Annotated in this window: 2 protein-coding genes (1 of these 2 cut by a window edge); both read right to left on the bottom strand. The window is 42.9% G+C overall.

The genetic code is table 11. From position 1 onward, the window contains the following. The gene (locus NMG88_RS19960) at window positions 1-4,254 is read right to left on the bottom strand and encodes a non-ribosomal peptide synthetase (RefSeq protein ID WP_254035733.1); all 4,254 of its coding nucleotides are present in this window, start codon (window positions 4,252-4,254) and stop codon (window positions 1-3) included. Continuing rightward, window positions 4,251-15,722: the 3' portion of a non-ribosomal peptide synthetase gene (locus NMG88_RS19965; RefSeq protein WP_254035734.1), read on the bottom strand. The gene runs 2,658 nt beyond the window's last position; 11,472 of the gene's 14,130 nt are visible here — the last part of the coding sequence; its start codon lies off the right edge, out of view; it ends in the stop codon at window positions 4,251-4,253. Before NMG88_RS19965 ends, NMG88_RS19960 begins: the two co-directional genes overlap by 4 nt.

Consider the following 15,722-nt stretch of genomic DNA (forward strand, 5'->3'; position numbering starts at 1 on the left):
TTAGTGGAAAATTTGACCCCTATCTGCGGAATGTGGGTTTGAATATTTGGCATTGATGCAAACTTTTAACTGTTCGGCTAACACTTGAACATGGGGTTCCGCCATAATTGTGATATGATTACCTAACACATAATGAATATCCACTGCTTCCGAAGAAAACTCACTCCAGCCGAGGGATAAATCCTCGGAACACTCAGCCACTAAATCACGATTGGGATCATCGGGTAAATCCTCGTTAGCGCGTAGAATCGTAATTTTGTTGGGATAAATTTGTTTAGGGAGATAATCAACTAAACATAAACAGCTAGTTTTATAGGCTTGTACAATATTTTCAAGTTGTGTAGTTTTCGCATTAGGAGGAAGCATATTCGCCATTTTAAAAAAGTTTAAAACGTATTTTAATTGTTCCTCCACAGTCAAGGATTGAAGGGTTTTATAGGAAATATCTACAGTTTTATCTAAATAAACTTCTATACCTTTGCTCACTTCCGCTAACCATCTCGCATGATCCCAATTGATATAATCAAGCAACATTTGCTTATCTTTATAAGTTGGGGCTGAGGAATCAATTATGGCTAGTAATGCCACTTTTTGACCCTGCTGAACTAACTGTTGAGCCATTTCAAAAACCACATTTCCCCCATAGGAATGTCCCCCTAAAAAGTAAGGGCCTTGGGGCTGTAAATCTTGCATGGCTTGAATATAAATACTAGCGATCGCCTCAATCTGAGTAATTGCTCCAAACTGTTGATAGAGATCATTTTCAAAACTATAAAAAGGCTGATCTTTTCCTAAATAACGTCCTAGATGGTAAAAATAAAAGGGTCGTCCTCCCGCCCCTGGAACACAGAAGAAAGGCGGCTTGGAACCATTGGGTTGAATGGGGACTAAACAAGACTCACTAGAGTTATCTGAATCGCTTTGGATAATGGTTGCTAATTGTTCAATAGTGGGGTTTTGAAACAGTGCTGTTAAGGCAATTTCTTTGCCAAACTGTTCCTTAATTTGGGTCGTTAAATAGGGAGCCAAAAGGGAGTGACCACCAAGGTCAAAAAAGTTATCCCGAACGCCAATTTTGTCAATTTTTAAAACTTTTGACCAGATTTGTACTAGGCTTAATTCTAGCTGACTACGCGCCTCAATGAATCTGTCTGAATCACTGGTGTTACTAGGAGCCTTTAACGCACGGCGATCAATTTTTCCGTTAGCTGTTAAGGGCAAAAATTCCAGCATCACAAAAGCACTCGGAACCATGTAGCCAGGCAATTTATGGGTCAGGAACTGACGGAAATCTTCGCTTGTCATTGTCACCCCTAGCTTTGGCACAATGTAAGCAACTAACCGCTTGTCTCCTGGATTGTCTTCACGAACAATCACACAAACCGACTGTATATCTTCATTTTGACTGATTACAGCCTCAATTTCCCCCAATTCAACGCGAAAACCGCGAATTTTCACCTGATTGTCAATCCGCCCGATATATTCAATATTACCATCAGGCAAATAGCGAGCTAAATCTCCCGTTTTATAAAGACGAGAATCTGGGTAATTACTAAAAGGATTAGGAATAAATTTTTCTTGTGTTAATTCGGGACGGTTAAGATAACCTCTGGCTAATCCTGCACCACCAATATGTAATTCTCCTACTACACCAACGGGAACGGGTTGCAGGTTTTTATCTAGCAAATAGATTTGGGTATTTGCGATCGCCTTACCAATGGGAATAGTTGTCGCTGTAGAAGGTAAGTTCTCCACTAAATACCAAGAAGAAAACGTCGTATTTTCCGTTGGCCCATAGACATGAAGCAACCGTTGCGGCGCACCTTTCGATCGTACCTCTTGTACCCATTTAGGATCAACTGCTTCACCCCCAAAAAGTAAGCATCGTAAATTATTAAAAGCTTGCGGAACTAAATTGGCTAACTGATTGAATAGGGCTGTCGTTAAAAATAAGACACTAATCTGGTTTTCCTTTAAACTTAGGGCAAACTCTTGGGGTGAGAGCAAAACTGATTTAGGGAGAATAATAATCTTAGCCCCGTTAAGCAAAGCCCCCCAAATTTCAAAGGTGGCAGCATCAAAAGCAATATTGGAAGCCTGAACAACGCAGTCATCAGGAGTGAACTGGATGTAATTGGTATTTAATATCAGGCGATTAACTGCTTGATGAGTGACGACAACCCCCTTGGGAGTTCCCGTAGAACCAGAAGTATAAATGATGTATGCTAAATTATCCGCAGAAACCGCGCTGTTAAGATTCTCTTGATTAATTTGTTTCCAATCTTTGTCTAAACAGACAATAATAGCCTGATGATTCGGCAGGGAAGGAAGCAAAGATTGCTGAGTTAACAGTATTTTAACCTGAGTGTCTTGGAGCATGAAGCTAATGCGTTCCAGGGGATAATCTGGGTCAATGGGAACATAAGCACCTCCTGCTTTTAATATCCCCAACAATCCCACAATCATTTCTAAAGAACGTTCTATACAAATCGCCACTAGCTCGTCAGTTTCTACCCCTAAAGATTTTAGGTAATGGGCTAATTGATTAGCACGACTATTTAATTCTGAATAGGTTAATTGTTGACCTTCAAAAACTACTGCTACAGAGTCGGGGTTGTGTTTTACCTGTTCTTCAAATAATTGATGAATACATTTATCCTGGGGATAATCTGTTTGAGTTTCGTTCCAGGATACCAATAGTTGATGACATTCTGCATCACTCAACATCGGTAATTCAAAAATTACCAGGCTGGGATCAGCGGCGATCGCGGTTAAGAGATTTTGAAAATGTTGACCCATTTGGGTAATAGTGCCAGCAGTAAATAAATCCGTGCTGTAGCACCAAGCCGCCTCTAAACTATCAGAAACTTCCCAAAAATTGACTTCTAAATCAAATCGAGCCTTAGTATCAATCGGTAAAGGCAAATTCTCTATTTTTAAGCCCGACAAACTGCCCTCCGACTGGGGAGTATTTTGCAGAGAAAACATCACCTGTACCAAAGGATTACGGCTTAAATCACGGTCTAATTGTAACCTTTCTACTAACATTTCAAAGGGCAAATCTTGATGAGCATAGGCTGATAGGGTCGTTTGCTTTACTCGTTCTAATAACACCAGAAAACTGGGATTTCCCGATAGATCGCCCCTTAAAGCCAACGTATTCGCAAAAAAGCCCATCAATTTCTCGATCGCGGAACTATTGCGATTAGCGATCGGAGAACCCACCAATACATCTAATTGACCACTATAACGAGAAATTAGAACAAAAAAAGCCGCCAGTAAAGTCATAAATAGGGTTGCTCCTGACTCCTGGCTTAACTGTTTAAGACGTTGGGTTAAGCCTCGATCTAGTCGAAAAACCGCCCCATCACCTCGGAAACTAGGAATGGGGGGACGGGGATAATCCGTCGGCAGTTCTAAGATAGTCGGCGCATCTGTCAACTGTTCTCGCCAGTAATTAAGTTGACGCTCCAAGACTTCACCTGTGAGCCATTGACGTTGCCACACAGAAAAATCGGCGTACTGGATAGATAATTCAGCGAGAGGGGAAGGCAAACCCTGGACAAAAGCCGCATAAAGTTGAGATAATTCACCGAAAAAGATGCTCAAAGACCAACCATCGTAAATAATATGGTGCATCTTCAACAGCAATACATACTCTTGGGAACTGAGTTTAAACAAAGTAAATTGTGCCAAAGGTTCCCCCGCCAGATCGAAGGGTTTTAAGGAGAGGGCGATCGCAATTTCCCGCAGACGTTCTGTTTGTTTTTCTGTTGATAAAACCTGTAAATCTTCAAGAGGTAAACTAACGGGGGAAGGGGGAGCAATGCGCTGAATGGGTTGCCCTTCTACCATCGGAAAAGTGGTTCTTAAAACTTCGTGACGGCGAATCAGTTCGCTGAGGCTCTGTTCTAAAGCAAACAGATTCAGGTTTCCTTCTAACCGTAGAGCTTCCAACAAATTATAGGAATGACTATCGGGGGAAAGTTGGTGTAGAAACCAGAGTCGCTGTTGAGCAAAAGAGAGGGGTAAATCCTGATCCCGTGACACAGGAATAATCTCTAACTCAACAGTATTAGTAGGGATTTGTGCTGCTTTTAAAAAGTCCAGAATTTCAGTTTTTTGAGCCGCGATCGCCGCTTTAATTTCCGTCGTCATGGCTCCTTTGGGAGCTTGATAACGGAGTTTTTCTTCCTCAAGCCACAGTTTAATATTTAAACCCTTCAAATAAGATAAAAATTCGACTGTTTTCATAATTCACCTTCCTCATAATCGTCTAAGCTTTCAGTAATCGCTGGTTGTCCCTGCTGTGCAACGACAAGAAGTTCAATAATTTGGGCTAAATTAGCGACGGTTGGGTATTCTAGCAAATTTTGCAAAGACAATTCCACTGAGAAAAGATCGCGGGAACGGGAGATAACCTGAGTCGCTAACAAAGAATGTCCTCCAAGTTCAAAGAAATTATCCTTAATACCAATCCGCTCCAATCCCAAAACTTCACTCCAAATTTGGCCCATTTGGCTTTCAATGGGGGTACGCGGTGCCAAAAAGCTCGTGGCTAGATTGCGCGTAGCTGTATCAGGTGTCGGTAAGGCCCGCCGATCTATCTTGCCATTGGGAGTCAGAGGTAGAGCATTGAGCAGGACAAAAGCCTGGGGAACCATATAACTGGGTAGCTTTTGTTGAACAAATTCTCGCACCTGCGGTACTAGCTTCTGGACTAACTTGCCGTACAGAGGATTATTCGTGTAATCAGTCCAGGATTTAGGAATAACTGTCTCATTGTCCCAAAAACTGGGGTATGGTTGGCTATCAACTGCGCTCATTGCAGATTCTAGGATTGAACTCTGGCGATGGAAAACCAGATCAAAGGAACCGTCTTGACTTCCTTCCCACCAACTGAGGTGAACGGTGTAGCCGAATTTTTCTCCCAGTTGCCACATTTGCTCAGGATTAATCCCCATCCTTGGCTTTTCTTTTAACAATTGCCGCAATTCTCCCACCGTCGAAACGACCGGCGGATTTTCTAACCAGTCTAAAATTTGTAGGGCTTCTTGTACTCGTTGATTGGGGACATCCCTGATGCCTAACCATTCTGGCTGTTCCAGTTTCAGTTGATCTTGCAGTTTTGCTAAGGAAAACTCATCTCGTTGCCAATTTAACCAAGGAATAACCGTTTTTTGAACATCATTACCCAAATATAAGGTCACATCATAGCGGAATTGGGTTAACTCATTGTCAGCCTGACCCCGTTTGGGTACGATCTCTACCCAAGAAATTTGAGGAAAACGTTGTTTGAGAGCGATAAAAAACTGAGGCTCAATTAGCAATTCTTCTTCGGTGGCGACACTCTGATTCACCTGCTTTTGCCATTGTTCAAGGGTTTTGTCCGTTTCAGCGCGAGCTAACTGTACGGCAGCATGGTATGGCTCTAGTAAGGGCAGACTACGGATATCACCCAGGAAAATCTTTCCCTGAGCCGCGATCGCCTTCATGATCCCTTCGAGAACCTGTAACAGATAATCCACACTAGGGAAATACTGGACAACGGAGTTAATAACCACCGTATCAAAAGCTGCTTGGGGAATCCCTGCCAAATTATCGGCTGTTCGGTGGAATAATCTTACTTTTCCCGCTAAACCCTCAATTGTGCCGCATAACCGTTCCAGGTTGTCAATGGTGGCAGAGGAATAATCGGCTCCCCAATATTCCTGACAATGTTTAGCCACAGGAAACAGCAATAATCCACTTCCGCAACCAATTTCTAACACTCGTTGCGGTTTTCCTGCAAGAATTCGGCTCACGGTATTCTCAACCCATTCTCGCATTTCTGCGGCGGTCATCGCTTGCCCCGTATAACTACTATTCCAACCACTAATATTAAAGGTGGGGTCATCGGTTGTAGATTGGGATTGACGATAGGAATCTTCATAAATCGTTTGCCAATCACTCACATATTCACTCTGCCATTGGGCAAGCTGTTCGGGTAAAACTTCACCCTTGAGAGCAGGAACCAAATACCCTACTAAATTAGTATTAAGCTTGTCATGATCATGATCACTTGCATGGTCAGCACGGGCAATCACAATCGCCTCTTGTACTAAGGGATGTTGGCCCAAAACGGCTTCAATTTCCCCTAACTCGATACGGAAACCCCGCACTTTAACTTGGTTGTCAATCCGTCCCAGGTATTCAATCTGACCATCGGGTAAATAACGGGCTAAATCTCCCGTTTTATATAATTTTGACGGCTGCTCTCCCCCCTTATCAAGGGGGGTTAGGGGGGGATCAAGGGAGACAAACGGGTTAGAGATAAACTTCTCGGCGGTCAATTCTGGGCGATTCAGATAACCCCTGGCTAAACCCGCACCGCCAATATGTAATTCCCCTGGTACTCCGATAGGAACTGCTTGTAAATGAGGGTCTAAAATATAAACCTGCACATTGGGAATGGGGCGACCAATGGTTATTTTTTCGTCAAAAGGCGTACATTTTGCGATCGCGGTACAAACACTCCCCTCCGTTGGGCCATAACCATTAAAGAAATTTCGTCCTTGTGACCATTTTTTCACCAACTCAGGAGAACAGGCTTCCCCTGCAACAATGATAGTTTGTAAAGAGGGGAGATTTTCCCAGGGTAGAACCGCTAATGCCGAAGGTGGTAACGTAATGTGGGTGATGGCATGATCCCGTAATCGCTCCATTAAGGGTAAACCAGGCATTAACGCTTCTTTGGTTCCCAAATAAAGTGTCGCTCCTGCTCCCAAAGCCATCAAAATTTCCCAAATACAAGCATCAAAACTAAAGGAAGCAAACTGAAGCACTCGACTTGAGGGATGCACACCAAGGGTTTCAATTTGAGCTTGAGCGAGATTGCACAATCCTTTATGTTCTACCATCACGCCTTTGGGTTTACCCGTAGAACCAGAGGTATAAATCACGTTGGCCAAATTAGAGGGGGTTACTTTTGCCGTCAGGTTATCCTGGCTAGGTTGGGCAGTTTTTTCCCAAATTTCCTCTAAAAAGAGTGTTTGGCCTTGATGGTTGGGGAGTTTATCAATTAGTGAATGTTGGGTGAGCAGTAAGGGGATTTGGCTATCCTCTAGCATAAACTGTAGGCGTGCTTGGGGATATTCGGGGTCAAGGGGTAGATAGGCCCCACCTGCTTTAAGAATGCCTATTAAGGTGACAATCATCTCTAGGGAGCGTTCGACACATAAACCGACTATTACCTCCGTTTCTACGCCTAGAGAGCGTAAATAGTGCGCCAATTGGTTGGCTCGATTATTTAATTGTGCATAGGTCAATTGTTGATTTTCAAAGACTACGGCGATCGCGTCGGGGGTGCGTTCTGCCTGTTCTTCAATCAATTGATGAATACATTTGTTGTAGGAGTAATCGGTTTTTGTCTCATTCCACTCTTTTAATAGTTGATGTTCTGGGGGGGTTAATAAGGGAAGTAAGGCTACTGGTTGCTGTGGATTTTCTACAATTGCTGCTAACAACGTTTTGAAATGAGTCATCATGCGGGCAATAGTTTCCGCATCAAATAAATCCTTGTTATAGGAGCAAAAACCACCCAATCCTTCGGGGACATCCCACAGATAAAGCTCTAGGTCAACCCGCACCGAATCAAGTCCTGATTGCATATCCTCAATTTTTACATCAGGAAAGTCCCAGGGAGAGCTAGGAGCATTCTGAAGGGCAAAAACTATCTGTATTAAAGGATTACGGTCTAAATGCCGCTCAATTTGTAATTCTTCGACCAACATCTCGAAGGGTAAATCCTGATGGTCGTAGGCGTTTTGAGTCGTTTGTTTAACTTGTGCTAGAAAATCCTCAAAGGTCGGTTCTTGGGACAAATCAAATCTTAATACTAGGCTATTGACAAAAAAGCCAATTAATTTTTCGATTTCGGTGCGGTTACGGTTGGCGATCGGCGAACCAATGACTAAATCGGTTTGTCCACTATAGCGAGACAGTAATACGGCAAAACCTGCCAGTAAGGTCATAAATAGGGTACTACCAGACTCTTGGCTGAGTTTTTTAAGCTGTTGCGTTAGTTTACTGTCGAGTTGTAGTTTTTCCGTACCACCACGAAAGGTTTGTATGGCTGGACGGGGGCGATCGCCCTTGAGTTGGTGCAGTAGGGGAATTCCCTTTAACTGTTGTTTCCAGTAGCTTAATTGCCGTTCTAATACTTCATTGGTTAACCATTGACGCTGCCACAGGGCGAAGTCTGCATACTGTATCGGTAAAGTCGGTAAATCTGCCTTCGTTCCTGTGCTGAAACTGCGATAATAGGCTGATAATTCATCAATTAAAACCCCTAGTGACCAACCATCCGCCGCAATATGGTGAATCGCTAATAACAGTACATATTCATCCGCCCCGACTTGCCAGAGTTTGACCCGTAATACTGAACCATTGGCTAAATCAAAGGGTTCGGAGGCCGCTTCTGTCAACAGTTGCTCTACTTGCAGGGGCTGGCTTTGTACTACGGGTAACGTAAAGTTGATGCTAGAGGCGATCGCTTGAATCGGTTTATTATCCTTGAGTTTAAACTGAGTCCGTAAAGGTTCATGGCGTTGAATAATTGCCTGAAAAGCTTTTTCTAGGGCTTTAACATTGAGATTTCCTAGCAAACGCATTGTTAGATCAATGGTGTAGGCTCCACTTTCTCCTTCTAACTGATTGACAAACCAGAGGCGCTCCTGAGCCCAGGAGAGAGGAATGTCATCCTGTCGGTTAAGGGGTACTATTGCTGGAAGTTTTAGCCCTGAGCCAGTTTGCAGTTCTTTTAAAATCACCGCACTTAACTGGGCAATGGTTGGCGATTCAAACAGATAACGTAGGGGTAACGCAATTTGAAAGGCTTGCTGACAGCGAGAGATAACCTGGGTAGCTAAGAGGGAATGTCCCCCTAATTCAAAGAAATTATCCTCAATACTGACTCGTTCTAATTTCAGTACCTCACCCCAAATCTGCGCTAGTTTTTCTTCAATGGGGTTACGGGGAGCTATATATTCACCTTGGCTCTGTAAATCGGGAACGGGTAAGGCGCGGCGGTCTATTTTGCCATTGGGAGTAAGGGGTAAGGCTTCTAAGATAACGAAAGCATTAGGAACCATGTAATCAGGTAACTTAGCTTTCAAAAATTGCCGTATTTCGTCAATTGTCAGGATTATTTCAGGTTGGGGTACAAGGTAAGCAACTAGGCGTTTATCTCCTGGGTTATCTTCACGAGCAATCACACAAGCCGACTGTACATCTTCATTTTGGTTGAGTAAGGCTTCGATTTCTCCCAATTCAATACGGAATCCCCGAATCTTAACTTGATTATCAATGCGTCCTAAGTATTCAATATTACCATCAGGTAAATAACGGGCTAAGTCTCCCGTTTTATATAATTTTGACGGCTCATTGCCATCCTTATTAAGGGGGGTTGGGGGGATCACTTCATCCTTCTCAAAAGGATTAGGAATAAATTTTTCTTGGGTTAATTCGGGACGGTTAAGATAACCTTTAGCTAATCCCATACCACCAATATGTAATTCTCCTACTACACCAATCGGGACAGGTTGGAGATTTTTATCCAGCAAATAGATTTGGGTATTGGCAATCGCTTTACCAATGGGAATAGTTGTGGCTGTAGAAGCTACGTTTTCCACTAAATACCAGGAAGAAAACGTTGTATTTTCCGTTGGCCCATAGACATGAAGCAACCGTTGTGGCGCACCTTTTTCTAGTACCTCTTGTACCCATTTTGGTTCAACTGCTTCACCCCCAAATAGTAAGCAGCGTAAGCTACTAAAAGCTTGCGGAACTAAATTGGCTAACTGATTAAAAAATGCTGTGGTTAAAAATAAGACACTAATCTGATTTTCCTTTAAGCTTAGTGCCAATTCTTGGGGTGAGAGCAAAACTGATTTAGCGATAATAATAATCTTAGCACCGTTAAGTAAAGCCCCCCAAATTTCAAAAGTAGCGGCATCAAAAGCAATATTAGACGCTTGCACAACCCGGTCATCAGGAGTAAACTGGATGTAATTAGTATTTAATACCAGTCGATTAACTGCTTGATGAGTGACGATAACACCCTTGGGTATTCCTGTAGAACCAGAAGTATAAATAACGTAGGCTAAATTATCCGCAGAAACTGTGCTGTTCAGATTCTCCAGACTTGCCTGATTAATTTGTTGCCAATCTTTGTCTAAACAGATAACAATAGTCTGATGATTTGGCAAGGAATTCTGTAAAGATTCGCAGGTTAATATTATTTTAACCTGGGTATCTTGGAGCATAAAGCTAATGCGTTCTTGGGGATAATCTGGGTCAATAGGAACATAAGCTCCACCGACTTTAAGAATAGCCAATAATCCCACAATCATGTCTAAGGAACGCTCTAGACAAATCCCCACTAATTCATCTGGTTTTACTCCTAATTTCCGCAAATAATGGGCTAATTGATTAGCACGACAATTTAATTCATTGTAGGTTAATTTTTGCTCTGAACATACCACTGCTACCGCGTCGGGTGTGCGTTTTACCTGTTCCTCAAATAACTGATAAATACACTTATACTCAGGATAATCAACTTGAGTATTGTTCCACTCAATTAATAACTGATTAGTCTCACTTTCTGTCAGTAAGGGTAATTGGGAAATCCGCGCTTGAGGATTAGCCACAATTCCCCCTAATAAGTTGAGAAAATGCCCTGATAATCGCTCAATAGTGCTACTCTCAAACAAATCAGTATTATATTCCCAGACACCTTTTAAGCCATCATCGGTGTTAACCATAGCTAAGGTTAAATCAAATTTAGCTGTAGTATTTTCCGGTGGCAAATCTGTCACCGTTAATCCCGTCATTGCAATCTCAGACTTGGGTGTATTTTGCAGGACAAAAGCGACTTGAAATAGGGGAGTATGGCTCAAATCCCGTTCCGGTTGCAACGCTTCGACTAACATTTCAAAGGGTAAGTCTTGATGCGCGTAGGCATCCATTGTCACTTCCCGAACACGGGTTAATAACTGACTAAAACTCGGATTATCTGATAAATCCGTCCGCATCACTAAAGTATTAACAAAAAAGCCGATTAAACCCTCAATTTCGCCGCGATTACGGTTAGCAATGGGAGTTCCCACTAAAATATCCCCTTGCCCTGTATAACGATAAAGCAACGCATCAAAGGCGGCCAATAGCGTCATAAATAATGTCGCCCCTTGTTGGCGGCTCAATTCAGTCAAGGCTTGGCTGAGGGCGGGGGACAGGGAAAATTCTTGATAGGCTCCGACAAAACTCTGCACCGCAGGTCGGGGGTGGTCTGTGGGCAGAGATAATAAAGCAGGAGCATCGGCTAGTTGATTTTGCCAGTAATTTAATTGAGTTTGCAGTACATCCCCTTGTAACCATTGTCTTTGCCAAATTGCAAAATCTGCATACTGAATCGGTAAGGGAGCTAAATTTGCGGGCTGATTTTGAGCATAAGCATTGTATAAGCTGGTCAGTTCGTGAATAAATACTTCTATTGACCAACCATCACTGATGATGTGGTGCATACACACTAACAAGAGGTGTTCCGTCTCCGATAGCACCAATAAAGTGATTCTGATTAAGGATTCTTTGGCTAAATCAAAGGGTTGAGTGGCTTGTTTTTGCTTTAATTGCTCTGTTTTTTCTGCTTGCTCCTGGATGGGTAAATCTTGTAAATCAACGACCGATATTGTCTCCCTTGTTGTTTGAATAATCTGAGTCGGTTGTCCATTAATGGTGACAAAATTAGTCCGTAATACCTCATGGCGATCGCAAATTGACCATAAACTTTGTTCTAAGGCTCCTTGGTTGAGGTTTCCTTGTAAACGCAATACCATCGGTATATTGTACAAGGCACTATTGGGCTGCAACTGGTCTAAAAACCATAAACGCTGTTGAGCAAAAGATAGAGGTAGTTCTGTATCCTTAGTTCTCGGTAAAATCGGGGGGACAGTTAGGGTTAGGTTTTGTTGCTGTAATGGTTCAATGAGATGGGCTAATTCCGCCACCGTCGCCGCCGCAAATAGGCTCCGCAAAGGGAGTTCTATCTTAAATAAACTACGAATACGGGACACCAATTGAGTTGCCAGTAAGGAATGTCCCCCAATTTCAAAGAAGTTATCATAAATTCCCACTTGCCCTACTTTTAGTACCTCTGTCCAAATTTGCAGCAACATCTCCTCGATCGCATTGCGGGGTGCTACATATTGATCGCGGCGATCGCCTTCTAAATTCGGTGCAGGTAAGGCGCGGCGATCGACCTTGCGATTAGTGGTCAGGGGTAAAGATTCCAGAAAAACGAAAGCTTGAGGAACCATGTACATAGGCAAATTACCAGCCAGGAACTGACGTAGTTCACTAATCATCGGTATCCGTTCATAATGAGAGGATATCACGATGTAGGCAACTAAATACTTTTGCCCTGGAAGGTCTTCACGAATAATCACACAGGATGTCTGCACATCAAGATGTTGATTGAGTATCGCCTCAATTTCTCCTAATTCGATACGGAAACCGCGAATTTTAACCTGATTGTCAATCCGTCCAAAACATTCAATGCTACCATTCGGCAGATAACGGGCTAAATCTCCCGTCTTATACAAACGATTGAAAGGTGCAGCAGCAAAGGGATTGTCAATAAATTTTTCAGCCGTCAATTCTGGACGATTCAGATAACCCCGCGCTAAACGAACACCGCAGAGATGCAGTTCTCCCTTAACTCCAATGGGTGCAGGTTGCAGATTTTGATCCAATATATAAGCCTTGGTGTTGGCAATGGGACGACCAATCAGAACCGAATTCATTTTTTCTGACTGAGAATCCAGCAAATCATGGACAATCGCGGTTACAGAGGCTTCTGTGGGGCCATAGACGTTAATACATTCAACTCGTTTTCCGACCCATTCACGCCAAATATTGACGGTTTCGGGTAAAACGGCATCTCCTCCCACTGCTACGACCCGCAGACTGGATGGCACGGTGGCAGAAGATTGTGAAACGGCGATCGCCCATTCATGCCAATAGGCGGGAGTAATATTTAAGAGAGTTAGGCTTTCTTGTTCAATAAAATCGGCAAAATCTGTCAAGGTTGGGAACATTTGCCAGGGTCTTAAGACTACCGTGCCACCTTTTAGCCAGGTGGGGAAAATTTCTTCCGCCGCCACATCAAAACCAAAGGATGCAAACTGTAAGACGCGATCGCTTTCGGTTAAACCAAATATTTCACTGATACCCCAACTATGGTTAACCAAGGCTTCGTGGGTTAACATCACTCCTTTCGGTTTACCCGTTGAACCAGAAGTGTATAATACACAGAGTAAATTTTCTGGTACTACTTCACTGACGGGATTTTCCAGACTTTGAACTGTCAAGCTCTCGGCAGATTTATCTAATACAATTACCCCCACATCTTCGACAGGTAAAGAACTGAGCAAACTTTGTTGGGTTAGCAGTAGGGAAATTTTGGCATCTTCAGCCATGTAGGATAATCTTTGCTGAGGATAATCGGGATCTAAAGGGACATAAGCTCCCCCCGCTTTGAGAACGGCTAATAATCCGACAATTACTAACAGCGATCGCTCCAAATAAATGCCGACCAAAATCTCTGCTCCCACTCCCAGAGATTGTAAGTAATGGGCTAATTGATTGGCTTGAATATTTAACTGTTGATAGGTTAATTCCAGACCTTCAAATACCACTGCTACGGCATTCGGTGTTCGTTCTGCTTGTTCTTCAAATAAATGATGAACACATTGATGGAAAGGATAATTTTTTTCTGTGGTATTCCAATCTTTTAATAATTGTTGTGACTCTACCTCTGTTAACAAGGGTAGTTGGGAAATTTGCTGTTGAGGGTTAGCAACAATGGCTTCTAGCAATGTCACAAAATTCCCCGCCAATCTTTCAATGGTGCTACGCTCAAACAGGTCTGTATTGTACTCCCATACTCCCCTTAATCCTTTATCGGTATTTTCCATTCCCAAGGTTAAATCAAACTTAGCCGTTGCACTTTCTGTTAACAAGGGACTGGCGGTTAATCCTATTAATTCTAACTGGGATAGGGGTTCATTTTGCAGTAAAAAATCTACTTGAAAGAGGGGAGCATGGCTTAAATCTCGTTCTGGTTGTAAGACTTCTACTAACATCTCAAAAGGCAAATCTTGATGAGTATAAGCATCCATTGCCATTTCTCGAACGCGAATTAATAACTCATTAAAACTAGGATTCCCTGACAAGTCAGTTCGTAAAACTAAAGTATTGACAAAAAAGCCGATTAATCCTTCCAATTCACTGCGATTACGGTTAGTAATAGGCGTTCCAATTAATATGTCTTCCTGTTCCGTATAACGATAAAGTAAGATATCAAAAGCTGTTAACAGGGTCATAAACAAGGTGACACCCTGTTCTTGAGTCAGTTGGGTGAGTTTTTGGCTTAATTCCCAGGAAAGGGTAAAGGGAAGATGGGCACCAGCAAAACTCTGTACAGCAGGTCGAGGTCGGTCTGTGGGCAGGGATAATAACGCGGGAGCATCTGCTAACTGTTTTTGCCAGTAATCTAACTGACGTTGCAGAATATCTCCCTGTAACCACTGTTTTTGCCAAAGAGTGTAATCACCGTACTGAATCGGTAACGGCTTTAAAGATGAGGGCTGATTTTGAATGTATGCGTTATAGAGGTCGGTTAATTCCTGAAGAAAGACCCCCATTGACCAGCCGTCACTGACAATATGGTGCATACAGACTAATAAAATATGTTCTGTCTCAGATAAGATGACTAAGTTTGCTCTGATTAACGGGTCACGGGCTAAGTCAAAGGCTTGAATGGCCTGGTTTTGGATTAACTCCTGGGAGGCAATTTCCTGTTCACTGCTAGATAAGTGTTGTAAATCAACGATGGTCACTGTCCAGGGGGTTTGCGTTTGTATAACCTGAGTAGCGACACCATCAACGCTAATGAAGTTAGTCCTTAAGGCTTCATGGCGATCGCAAATTTCCTCTAAACTCTGGATCAAAACGTCTTGATTAAGGTTTCCCTCTAAACGCAAAGCGAGGGGAATATTGTAAAAAGAACTATCGGACTCAAATTGATCTAAAAACCAAAGACGAGTCTGGGCAAAAGATAAAGGTAATTCTGCATCTTTTTCCCTGGGTAAAATAGGGAGTTCCGTTCGTTCTTCCTGTTCCGAAACTCGTTTGATAACCTGAGCTAATGCGGCTACGGTCGGGGCAACAAACAACTCCCGTAAAGGCATTTCTACCTTGAAAGCTTTACGGATGCGCGAAATCAGTTGAGTTGCTAATAATGAATGTCCGCCCAACTCAAAGAAGTTATCGTGAATACCTACCTGTTCAACTTTTAGGACTTTTACCCAAATAGAAGCCAAAATCTCTTCAATGGGGTTACGCGGCGCGACGTATTGTTCTTCGCTTTGGAAGTCGGGAGCAGGTAAGGCACGGCGATCCACTTTACCATTAGACGTTAGGGGTAGGGATTCCAAAATGACAAAGGCACTAGGAACCATATACTCTGGTAACTTAGCTTTCAGGAATTGCCGCAGTTCCGTAACAGGAAGCAAACTTTGCTCTTGTTGGGCAGAAATCCCCTCTGCTTGGGAGACAACGTAGGCAACTAAACGTTTCTGTTCTGTCTCATCTTCCCTGGCCATAACAATAGCGGTTTTGACTGC

The organism is Planktothrix agardhii (genome assembly GCF_904830935.1).
Classification (GTDB): Bacteria; Cyanobacteriota; Cyanobacteriia; order Cyanobacteriales; family Microcoleaceae; genus Planktothrix; species Planktothrix agardhii.

Coding starts and splice junctions, on each gene's coding strand:
- NMG88_RS19960 (WP_254035733.1), bottom strand. CDS start 4,254: ATGAAAACAGTCGAATTTTTATCTTATTTGAAGGGTTTAAATATTAAA.